Source organism: Sphingopyxis sp., assembly GCF_036402335.1.
Lineage (GTDB): Bacteria > Pseudomonadota > Alphaproteobacteria > Sphingomonadales > Sphingomonadaceae > Sphingopyxis.
Genome location: NZ_DASWTD010000161.1, coordinates 1 through 10,192, shown reverse-complemented (window position 1 = coordinate 10,192; position 10,192 = coordinate 1). Strand labels below are relative to the sequence as shown.

11 protein-coding genes are annotated in these 10,192 nt (G+C 65.3%); 3 read left to right on the top strand and 8 right to left on the bottom strand.

The features are described 5' to 3' along the window. Positions 1–77: 77 nt before the first annotated feature. From VGD20_RS05055 to VGD20_RS05030, 6 genes are all read right to left on the bottom strand, one after another. Positions 78–1,676, bottom strand: a complete 1,599-nt coding sequence (locus tag VGD20_RS05055) for an ABC-F family ATP-binding cassette domain-containing protein (protein WP_331133403.1) — start codon at positions 1,674–1,676, stop codon at positions 78–80. A 122-nt stretch (positions 1,677–1,798) separates the two neighbouring features. After that, positions 1,799–2,770: a magnesium and cobalt transport protein CorA gene (locus VGD20_RS05050; RefSeq protein ID WP_331133402.1), complete on the bottom strand. Its 972-nt coding sequence runs from the start codon at positions 2,768–2,770 to the stop codon at positions 1,799–1,801. 73 nt (positions 2,771–2,843) lie between these two features. Continuing rightward, positions 2,844–3,356 (bottom strand): hypothetical protein, encoded by a 513-nt coding sequence (locus tag VGD20_RS05045; protein ID WP_331133401.1) that lies wholly within the window; start codon positions 3,354–3,356, stop codon positions 2,844–2,846. Between the two features lie 89 nt (positions 3,357–3,445). Next, positions 3,446–3,913, bottom strand: coding sequence for an SRPBCC domain-containing protein (locus tag VGD20_RS05040; protein ID WP_331133400.1), 468 nt, complete (start codon positions 3,911–3,913; stop codon positions 3,446–3,448). Continuing rightward, the gene (locus VGD20_RS05035; protein WP_331133399.1) at positions 3,910–4,236 is read right to left on the bottom strand and encodes a metalloregulator ArsR/SmtB family transcription factor; all 327 of its coding nucleotides are present in this window, start codon (positions 4,234–4,236) and stop codon (positions 3,910–3,912) included. Before VGD20_RS05035 ends, VGD20_RS05040 begins: the two co-directional genes overlap by 4 nt. Continuing rightward, positions 4,233–4,706, bottom strand: a complete 474-nt coding sequence (locus tag VGD20_RS05030; protein ID WP_331133398.1) for a VOC family protein — start codon at positions 4,704–4,706, stop codon at positions 4,233–4,235. Before VGD20_RS05030 ends, VGD20_RS05035 begins: the two co-directional genes overlap by 4 nt. A 123-nt stretch (positions 4,707–4,829) precedes the next feature. Between VGD20_RS05030 and VGD20_RS05025 the strand changes: the two genes are divergently transcribed. Together VGD20_RS05025 and VGD20_RS05020 are read left to right on the top strand one after the other, a co-directional pair. Continuing rightward, positions 4,830–5,759, top strand: a complete 930-nt coding sequence (locus VGD20_RS05025) for a glutaminase (protein ID WP_331133397.1) — start codon at positions 4,830–4,832, stop codon at positions 5,757–5,759. 5 nt (positions 5,760–5,764) lie between these two features. Continuing rightward, complete coding sequence (locus tag VGD20_RS05020) at positions 5,765–6,307, top strand: putative immunity protein (RefSeq protein WP_331133396.1); 543 nt, start codon at positions 5,765–5,767, stop codon at positions 6,305–6,307. Here the strand turns inward: VGD20_RS05020 and VGD20_RS05015 are convergent. Then, positions 6,304–6,702 carry a septal ring lytic transglycosylase RlpA family protein gene (locus tag VGD20_RS05015; RefSeq protein WP_331133395.1) on the bottom strand — a complete coding sequence of 133 codons (399 nt, stop codon included), beginning with the start codon at positions 6,700–6,702 and terminating at the stop codon, positions 6,304–6,306. The two genes, VGD20_RS05020 and VGD20_RS05015, sit on opposite strands and share 4 nt — an antisense overlap. Before the next feature lie 151 nt (positions 6,703–6,853). Next, the gene (gene gyrB / locus VGD20_RS05010) at positions 6,854–9,400 is read right to left on the bottom strand and encodes a DNA topoisomerase (ATP-hydrolyzing) subunit B (protein WP_331133394.1); all 2,547 of its coding nucleotides are present in this window, start codon (positions 9,398–9,400) and stop codon (positions 6,854–6,856) included. 107 nt (positions 9,401–9,507) lie between these two features. On the opposite strand from gyrB, the gene VGD20_RS05005 reads away from it, so the two are divergent. After that, positions 9,508–9,942 (top strand): hypothetical protein, encoded by a 435-nt coding sequence (locus tag VGD20_RS05005; protein WP_331133393.1) that lies wholly within the window; start codon positions 9,508–9,510, stop codon positions 9,940–9,942. Positions 9,943–10,192 lie beyond the last annotated feature (250 nt).

The following is a 10,192-nucleotide window of genomic DNA, read 5'->3' as shown; positions in this document are numbered from 1 at the left end:
GGAGTTAGCCGGTTAAAAGAGGGTTAGCGCGTGCCGAAAGATGGCGGGTCGACACGAAAATGCGCGGATGTGGCCGCCTAGGGGCCGTCGTTCGCAATGCGGCCCAATTCGATTGTCCGCGTGATCCCGATCGCATCGAGGAATGCCGTGTCGTGGCTGACGACGAGCAGCGCGCCGTCGTAGACGGCGAGCCCGGTTTCGACCGCGGTCAGCGAATCGATGTCGAGATGGTTGCCGGGCTCGTCGAGGATCAGCAATTGAGGTGGGGTTGGCGCGCCGAGGACGCAGGCGAGCCCGGCGCGGAGCATCTGGCCGCCGCTCAACGTGCCGGCGATGCGGTCGGCGGCATCGGCGCGAAAGCGGAAGCGCGCGAGCGCGGCGCGGCACTGGTTGTTCGTCGTCCCCGGATTGAGCGCGAGGAAATTGTCGGCAATCGACAGTGCGGGGTCGAGCAGGCTGACGCGCTGGTCGAACAGCGCAAAGGGCACGGCGACACGCACCGCGCCGTCCCATGGCGCGAGCGTTCCGGCGACGAGCGCAAGCAGGGTCGATTTGCCCGACCCGTTGGGGCCGGCGATCGCGATGCGCTCCGGCCCCGTGACGGTGAGCGAGAGGTCGCGGATGACGGGGCGGCCATCGACATAACCCGCCGTGACATGGTCGAGCTGGAGCACGACGCGCGAAGACGGCAGCCCGGTCGAGGGCAGGCCGACCGACAGCGGGTCGACGATTTCGATCCGCGCGCGCGCGGCGGAGAGCTGTTCGTCGGCCTCGCTGCGCTGGCGCTCGGCGAGGCGGCTGCCCGCGGCGCGGGTTTCCTCGGCGCGGCGTTTGAGGCCGCCGATGAGGATTTTGGGCATGTCGCCGCGCGCCGCCTTGGCGCGCCCGCGCGAGTCCCGCCGGTCCTGCTTTTCGGTCGCTGCCTGCGCCTGCCGCCGCGCGGCGTCCGCCCGTTTCTCGGCGCCGGCCAGTTCGGCTTCCGCCGCCGCCGCTTCGATATCCTTGCGCGCGCGATACGCACTCCAGCCACCGCCGTAACGCGCGCCGCCAAGCGTGGTGAGTTCGACGACCGCGTCCATTTCCTCGAGCAGTTCGCGGTCGTGGCTGACGACGATCGCGCCGCCGCGCCAGCGCGCGAGCAGGTCGCGCACCGCCTGCCGGCCTTCGCGATCGAGGTTGTTGGTCGGCTCGTCGAGCAGGAGAAAGTCGGGCGCGGCGAACATCGCGCCGGCGAGCGCGGCGCGGGTGCGCTGGCCGCCCGAGAGCGCCGCGAGCGGGGTTTCGGCGGGCACGGACAGGCCGACGCCGGCGAGCGCTTCTTCGATCCGCGCTTCGAGCGTCCAGTCGGCGTCGGCAATCTCATCGATGCTCGCTTCGCCCGCTTCGGCCTTGCGGAGCAGCGCGAGCGCGGCGCGGGCATCGAAGAGGTCGGCGACCATCTCGTCGGCACCGACCTGCACCGTCTGGCGCAATATCGCGGTGCTGCCGTCGATCGCGATATGGCCGGTGGCGGGCGCCAGTTCGCCGGTCAGCAGGCGCAGTAGCGTCGATTTGCCGACACCGTTGCGGCCGACGATGCCGGTGCGTTCGGGTTGGAACTGGAGGTCGAGGTCCGAAAGGACGGCGCGGCCGTCGGGCGTGGACCAGCCGAGGTTGGAAACGGTAATCGAAGGCATGACGATGGACTTTCCTGAAGGCAAAGCGGGTTAGGCTGTGTTCAGTTGCGATCCATGATCCTGCATACTCCGTTAGACGTTGTGGCTTGCTTCCTACGGCAATCGCGCCGCCGCGGCAAGGTTCACAGCCAGCCGATGTGCTTGAAGCGCCAGAAGACGAGCCCCGAACCGCCGAAAATCAGCGCGAGCGCGAGGGGGTAACCCAGCTGCCAGTCGAGTTCGGGCATGAACTTGAAATTCATGCCGTAAATGCCAGCGATCGCGGTCGGCACCGCAAGGATAGCGGCCCAGGCGGCGAGCTGGCGGGTAATCACGCCCTGTCTTTGCTGTTCGAGCATGCCGTTGGTCTCGATCACCGATGCGGCGATGTCGCGGAGCCCGGCAAGGCGGAATTCGGCGCGCTGGACATGATCCCAGATGTCGCGAAAGAAGGGGCGCACCGCAGGGTCGATGTTGGGCAGGTCGTCCTCGGTCGCGAGGCGCCCGGCAACCTCCTTCATCATCCCGACGAGGCGCTGGAAGCGGATGATCTCGTGCCGCTGCGAATATAGGTGGCGGATTTCGGCAGCGTCGAGCGGCGTGTCCATCACGCTGTCCTCGACCGCGAGCATCCGGTCCTCGATCGCGTCGATCACGGGAAAATAGCCGTCGACGATGAAGTCGAGCACGGCATAAAGGACATAGTCGGGTCCGTGCGCGAGCTTCGCGGGCAAGCTTTCGAGCCGGGCGCGAATGTCGGTGTGCGTGCGCGCCGATCCGTGGCGCACGCTGACGAAGAAATGCGGGCCGAGGAAGAAGGCAGTTTCGCCCGGATGGATCGTGTCGGCGTCGAGATTGGCGGTGCGCGTGATCACGAACAGCTGGTCGCCATAGGCTTCGACCTTGGGCAACTGGTTCGCCTTCAGCGCGTCCTCGACCGCGAGCGGGTGGAGCCCGAAACGCCTGGCGATACCTGCGAGTTCACCCGGGGTCGGTTCGTAAAGGCCAAGCCAGAAGAAATCGCCGTCGTCGCAATCCTCGGGGATCGCCTCGTCGGCGCCAAGGTCGCGGACGAGCTTGCCGTCATGATAGACGCGGGCGGCCATGATCGGCATGCGGCGGAAACTCCTGCTGTGCGGTGCCGATATAGTGCGGGCCGCGACAAAGGGGAATCCACTCCGGAGCGGGTCAGATGTTCCGGCTGTCATAGGCCCATTGGAGGAGCGCCTGCCTCTGCTTTGGCCGGCAAAAGGGGTCGCCGGGTTCGCAATGTTTGCGCACTTGCGCGGCGTGGCGCCGGAACGCGCGCCAGCGCGCGATCTGGCGGCGATCCTCGCCAGGCATCCGCCGCCCCGAATAATAGCGGCAATACCATTGGAACCAGCCGCGCGGATCGTCGGGATGGATCCACCCTTTCGCCACCCAGACGCCGAGCGGAACGCTGGCGCGAACGCCGAAATAGTTGAGATCGCAGTCGGGGCGATCGGGCGCGAGCTTGGCATCGTCGAACCAGCTTGCGGGGAATTCGGCGGTGCAGTCGGTCATATATTTGCCGCAGAAGACGCCGAGGCCGAGCATCTCCGCCGGGGTCAGCTCGGGGGTGAAAGCGGGATCGAATGCCTCGCCCATCGGGACCGTACGCATATAGCGATAGCCTTGCTGCATCCGGTCGTTCACGATCACTTCGGCGGCATCTGTCATCGGGTGAAACTAGCGGGCCGTCGGATGTCTGCAAATGGTGCGAAGGCGACTTTCGACCGGAAGCCGCCCGCGCCAAAGCGGAAGCCTCGCTAAAGTCCCTCTCTCATACCCCTGAGCAACCCTCGCCAAAACTCGCCCAGCCGATGCTGGAACAGCATCAGTTCGAAACCGTGCCGCGCGACATGTTTCTGCGGGATCGCATCCCAGCCGCGATGTTCGACCGTCACGCGCGTCTCATCGCCGACCGCCTCGAAACGGACATCGACTTCGGTCGCCTGATCGTCGCCGAAGCTCGGTGGCCGCCATCCGAACGCCAGCCGTTCGCCGGGTAGCCAATGGCGCACTGCGCCGATCTCCCACTCCTTGCCATCGTCGAAGCGCGTGACCAGCCGCCCGCCCGGGCCTTCGGGATCGAAGCGCAGCACCCCGTCCCCGGTGCGCGAGAGCTGGAACAGCGGATGGCTTTTCCACCAGATGCCGATGTCGCGCGTGAAGGCGGTGAACGCGACCTCGGGCGGCACCGCGACGCGCAGCGCGACGATCACCGCCGCGCTCATTCGCCGTCCTCGACATGGCGCTTGAACGCCGCCAGCTGGTGCATCCAAAGTGCTTCGGTTTCGGCGAGCCATTGCTTGAGTTCGACTGTCGCGCCGTCCTTCAATTGATAGATGCGCACCCGCGCGTCGAACGCCGGATGCCCGTCCTCGACCAGCCCGCCTTCCTTCAGTGCGCGCAAATGTCGGCTCATCGCGGGCGGCGCGAGGCCGAGTTCGACGGCCAGCTCGCCCGCGCTGCGCGGCCGCTCGCCCAGCAGTTCGATCGCGCGCCGCCGTTTCGGATCGGCGAGCGCGCCCAGCATCCGGTCGAGCGCGGCGCTCAATCGTCGAGCCGTGTCTTGGTCGTAAAGCCGCCCTCGGCGTCCCACTCGTCCGAGGTCTTCTCCTCGACTGTCACGCCAAAGGTCCAGATATGCCCCTCGGGATCCTTCGCGCGATAGCTGCGGTCGCCGTAAAATTGCGTCTCGGGCTCGGCGATGATGACAGCGCCCGCGGCGCGCGCCTTTTCGCAATGCGCATCGATATCCTCGCCCCGGCCCAGTTGGACATGCACCGTCTGCGTATTCTTGCCACCGAGGTTCGCCGGGCTGCGATGGTCATCGGACCATTCGTTGCCGATCATGATCGACGAATTGCCATATTCCATTTCGCTGTGCGCGAGATTGCCGTCGGCATCGAGCAGCACGAAGGTCGGCTCGAACCCGAAGGCATCCTCGAGCCAGCGGAACGCCGCCTTGGCGTCCTTGTAGCAGACGGCGCTCGAAAGTCCCTTGGAACGCGGATGGTCGGCCATGTATCGTCTCCCGAGTCGTTCATTTGATTTCTCTTATGTAGAATATTTCTGAAAATTGAAAACAAATACCGGAAAGACGGCAAATCGCTTCAGTCGGCGGCGTTTCTGCATTACCCGGGCGAGATGACCGACGACCTGCGAAGCCATATCGACGATGCGATGAAGCTCGCCGCCGCGCACCTCGGAAAAGGCTGCGTTGCGGATTATATCCCGGCGTTGGCAAGCGTCGATCCCGGCAAGCTCGGCTTCGCGCTCGCACTGCCCGATGGCACCGTCCACAGCGCGGGTGACGCCGACGAGCCTTTCTCGATCCAGTCGGTGTCGAAGGTCTTCACGCTCGCACTCGCACTCCGCCGCGTCGGCAGTTCGCTGTGGGACAGCGTAGGGCGCGAGCCGTCGGGCAGCGCGTTCAACTCGATCGTCCAGCTCGAAAGCGAGCAGGGAATCCCGCGCAACCCGCTGATCAATGCGGGCGCGATCGCCACCACCGACCGGCTGATCGACGGGCGCAGCGGCGACGCGACCATCGACGAGATCGTCGAGTTCATGCGTGCCCGTGCGGGCGATGGCAGCGTCGGAATCGATTTCGACGTTGCTTCGTCCGAGGCTGAAACCGGCGCACGCAACCGCAGTCTCGCGCATTTCATGGATGCCTTCGGTAATCTCGCGCATCCGGTCGAAACGGTGGTCGGCGTCTATTTCCACCAATGCGCAATCGCGATGAGTTGCCGCCAACTCGCCCGCGCCGGCCTTTTCCTCGCGATGGAGGGGCGCGACCCGCTCACCGGAGAACAATTGATCGAACCGCACCGTGCGCGGCGCATCAATGCGATCATGATGCTTTGCGGCCACTACGACAATTCGGGCGAATTTGCCTTCCGCGTTGGCCTGCCTGGCAAGAGCGGGGTCGGCGGCGGCATTCTCTGCATCGCGCCGGGGCAGGGGGCGATTGCCGTCTGGTCGCCCGCGCTCAACGATGCGGGAACGTCGCTCGCCGGCGCCGTCGCGCTCGAACATTTCGCCTATGCCGCAGGCTGGTCAGTGTTCGACTGACCTGCATGACCGCCGAAATCGCTCTCGACCTGCCGGACCTCCGCGAGGTTGCGGCCTATGCCGCCGACAGCGCGGAGAAAGTGATCGCGATTTTCGAACGGTCCTGCGCGCTAGATCCGCGGCCGCGCGAGGCCATTGCCGCGGCAAGGGCCTTCGCGCGGGGAGGCGCGCGTGTGAAGGCGCTCCGCGATGCCGCCTGGGCTGCACATAAGGCGGCGCAAGAGGCGGACGACCGGGCGGCGAGCGAGGCGGCAAGGGCGGCGATGTGCGCTCCGGCGGCCGCCTTTCTGCACCCCCTAGCGCATTTGATGCAGGTCCGTCATATTCTTGGCGCGGCCGCCCACGCCGCGCGCGCATCCGAACTGGCGGCTGGCGATGACCCGGTTGCGGGGCGTGATTTTGTCGAAGGCATCGCGCGCGGCACCAATCCCGCGGTCATCGAAATATTGTGCCGCTATCCCGGACCGCCCCGGGGCGGCGGCCGAACGGGCGAATTTCTACGGATGCTCGATCGAGAGCTTCGGGGGCCGGAAAGCGGTGCGGCCTAGTCGTCGCTCAGCAGCGCCAGCTTCACGCGCGCGGTACCGCTCCGGTGCATGCCGATTTCGCGCGCTGCCGCCTGGCTGACATCGATCACCCGGCCGCGCGAAAAGGGTCCGCGGTCGTTGATGCGGACGACGACGCTGTCGCCGTTGGACGTGTTGGTAACGCGTACCATGCTGCCGAAAGGGAGCGATCGATGCGCGGCGGTCAACTGGCCGGGGTCGAAACGTTCGCCGCTCGCGGTGCGATTGCCGGCAAGCTCGTTGCCATAATAGCTCGCCATTCCACCGTCGATTTCGATTTCGCTGTCGGCTTGCTGAGCGATCCCGGCGATCGGATTTTCCGTGGCTTCGACTTCTTGCGCAGCGGCCGAAACCGTCAGCAGAAGCGGTATCAGCATGGCTGAAAAGGCCCGCATGACATCATCCCCTTGTCAGAGGAGGCGCCAAAAGCATCGGCGGCCTGTCGAAACAAGCCGCCGCGCGTTGGATCGAAGCGATTTTGCGTTCGGATGTGCGATCTTGTCCGTTTTAACGGAACAATGACTGAACCTATACGTCCAGATTTGCCACCGACAGCGCGTTCGTCTGAATGAAATCGCGCCGCGGCTCGACCTCGTCGCCCATCAGCCTTTCGAAGATTTCGTGTGCGACGTCGGCCTGTTCGGCCTCGACGCGCAGCAGCGAACGGTTCGACGGATCGAGCGTCGTCTCCCAAAGCTGTTCGGCGTTCATTTCGCCCAGCCCCTTGTAGCGGCTGATCGCGAGACCCTTGCGGCTGTGCGCGAAAATCGCCTCGAGCAGTTCGGACGGCCGGGTGACCGGGTTGGCCTTCGCGTTCGTGGCAGCGGGAACGTCGCTCTCCTCGCCATCGACGATTTCGGCCTCGACTTCGACCGTCGCCCCGGTCGCCTTCACCAGCCGGCCGGGGCGGGCATAGGTGTCGGCCTGTTCGGCGGCGAGCTTGTGCATGCGGCGCGCTTCCTGGCTGGCGAGGAAGCCCGCGTCGATCGCATGATGGTCGCTGACCCCGCGCCAGCGGCGTTCGAGGGTATAGCCGCCGCCTTCGACCGCTTCGACGGTCCATACGGCTTCGGCCCCGCCGGTGAGCGCGCGCTCGGCGGCGTTGAGCCAGGTCGCGGTGGTCGCGGCGGCGCTGTGACGTCCCGCGGTGTCGAGATCGGGATCGAGCGCGCCGGTGAGCGCGAGCGCTTCGACCAGTCCGTGATCGAGGCTGCGCGGCACATAGCGCATCAGCGCGCGCAGGCGCCGGCCATGATCGATCAGCCCGCGCAGATCCTGTCCCGACCGCGCTCCGCCTGCCGTTTCGAGCAGCAGCGCGTCGATGCCGGCGTCGACGAGATAATTTTCGAGCGCGGTGTCGTCCTTGAGATAGACCTCGCTCCGCCCCTTCGCGACTTTGTAGAGCGGCGGCTGGGCGATGTAGAGATGGCCGCCTTCGATAATCTCGGGCATCTGGCGATAGAAGAAGGTGAGCAGGAGCGTGCGGATATGCGCGCCGTCGACGTCGGCGTCGGTCATGATCACGATCTTGTGGTAGCGCAGCTTATCGAGGTTGAATTCGTCGCGGATTCCGGTGCCGAGCGCCTGGATCAGCGTCCCGACTTCCTTCGACGAAATGATGCGGTCGAAACGCGCGCGCTCGACGTTCAAAATCTTGCCTTTCAGCGGCAGGATCGCCTGCACATGCCGGTCGCGTCCCTGCTTCGCCGATCCGCCCGCCGAGTCACCCTCGACGAGGAAGAGTTCACATTTGGCGGGGTCGCGTTCCTGGCAGTCGGCGAGCTTGCCGGGCAGGCTTGCGATATCCATCGCGCCCTTGCGCCGCGTCAGCTCGCGCGCCTTCTTCGCCGCTTCGCGTGCGGCGGCGGCGTCGATGACCTTCTGGATCACCGCCTTGGCATAAGCGGGGTTTTCCTCGAGCCATTCGGTCATCCGGTCGGCCATCAGGCTTTCGAGCGGCTGGCGTACTTCGGATGAAACGAGCTTGTCCTTCGTCTGCGAACTGAACTTCGGGTCGGGCAGCTTGACCGAGACGATCGCGGTCAGCCCTTCGCGCATGTCCTCGCCGGTCAGCGAGACCTTTTCCTTCTTCAGCATCCCCGACTTTTCGCCGTAGCCGTTCAAGGTGCGCGTCAGCGCGGCGCGGAAGGCGGCGAGGTGCGTGCCGCCGTCGCGCTGCGGGATATTGTTCGTGAAGCAGAGGACGTTTTCGTAATAGCTGTCGTTCCACTCCAATGCGACGTCGATGCCGATGCCGTCGCGCTCGCTGCTGATCGCGATCGGATCGGGCAGCAGCGCATTCTTGTTGCGGTCAAGATATTTGACGAACGCCGCAATGCCGCCTTCGTAGAAAAGGTCATGGCTCTCGTGCTCGGCGTGGCGCGCATCGACGAGCTTGATGCGCACGCCCGAGTTGAGGAACGCGAGTTCGCGGTAGCGGTGCTCGAGCTTCTCGAAATCGAACTCTGTGACATTCTTGAAGGTCTCGGTCGACGCCATGAAGGTCACGCGCGTGCCCTTCTTGCCCGCCGGCGCGGGCCCGTTGACCTTGAGCGGCGCGACCGAATCGCCATGTTCGAAGCGCATCCAATGCTCTTCGCCGTCGCGCCAGATCGTGAGTTCGAGCCATTCCGAAAGCGCGTTGACGACCGAGACGCCGACGCCGTGCAGGCCGCCCGACACCTTGTAGGCGTTGTCGTCGCTGGTGTTCTCGAACTTCCCGCCGGCGTGGAGCTGGGTCATGATGACCTCGGCCGCCGAAATGCCTTCCTCGGCATGGATGCCCGTCGGGATACCGCGGCCATTGTCCTCGACGCTGACCGACCCGTCGCTGTTGAGCGTGATCAGGACGAGGTCGCAATGTCCCGCGAGCGCCTCGTCGATCGCATTGTCGCTGACTTCGAACACCATGTGGTGCAGGCCCGACCCGTCGTCGGTATCGCCGATATACATGCCCGGGCGTTTTCGCACCGCGTCGAGGCCCTTGAGAACCTTGATCGAATCGGCGCCATAGGCATTGGTGTTGGGCTGATTGGCGGGCGCGACCGGCGCCGTATTTTCTGGGGTGTCCGTCATATCGATTATATAGGGTCGAAGGCGGTAAAACCCAAGCGAAAATGCGGCTCTCGGTCCTGTCGTGACGAGCGTTGCGCGGGGGCGCTGCGGCGGCTAGTTTCAGAGGTATGAAACAAGGTATCGCTTCCCCCCTCGCCGCCATCCTCGCCCTTTCGCTCGCCGCGTGCAGCCAGCCGGCGCCGCCGACCGAAAACGCCCCCGTCGTCGCGGGTGAACCGATTGCGACGCGCGCGGTGATGATCGGCACCGAAGGCGCGACGCTGCCCGCCTGTTCGAGCATCAGCCGCGTCAAGGCGGGCGGTACCGATGTCTATTGGGCGCCGGGCGAAACGCGTGCGGTGAAGGCGAAGCTCGCCGGCGGCGCAAATGTGTCGCTGTGCGAAGCGGCCGAGAACGACGCCTGGTTCGGCGTGGTCTTTGCCGCACCGGGCACCGATCCCGACATGTGCGGGGTCGGCAAGTCGGTGACGAGCGTGCGCGAATATCAGGGCCCGTGCCGCTGGGGCTGGATCAGGGGCGGGACGGTGCAGCTCGGCGGCTAAAGCCACAAAAGCCCCGCATACGCGCCTTCGATTTGTGGCTTTTGTGGCCCTAAGGCGACAAAGGATATGACCGAGCGCACCGATATTGCCTCCTTTGTCGCTTTGGAGGTGAGGCCGGCTATTGCCGGCGCGCAGGTGACGATCGACGATACAAAGAGCCGCCGGTGAGGCTGGCACAGCGGAATAATGTAGGAAAGCGTTCTTTCTTTTGTCACCCCGGGATCAGATTGGGATGACGAAGGACTGGAAA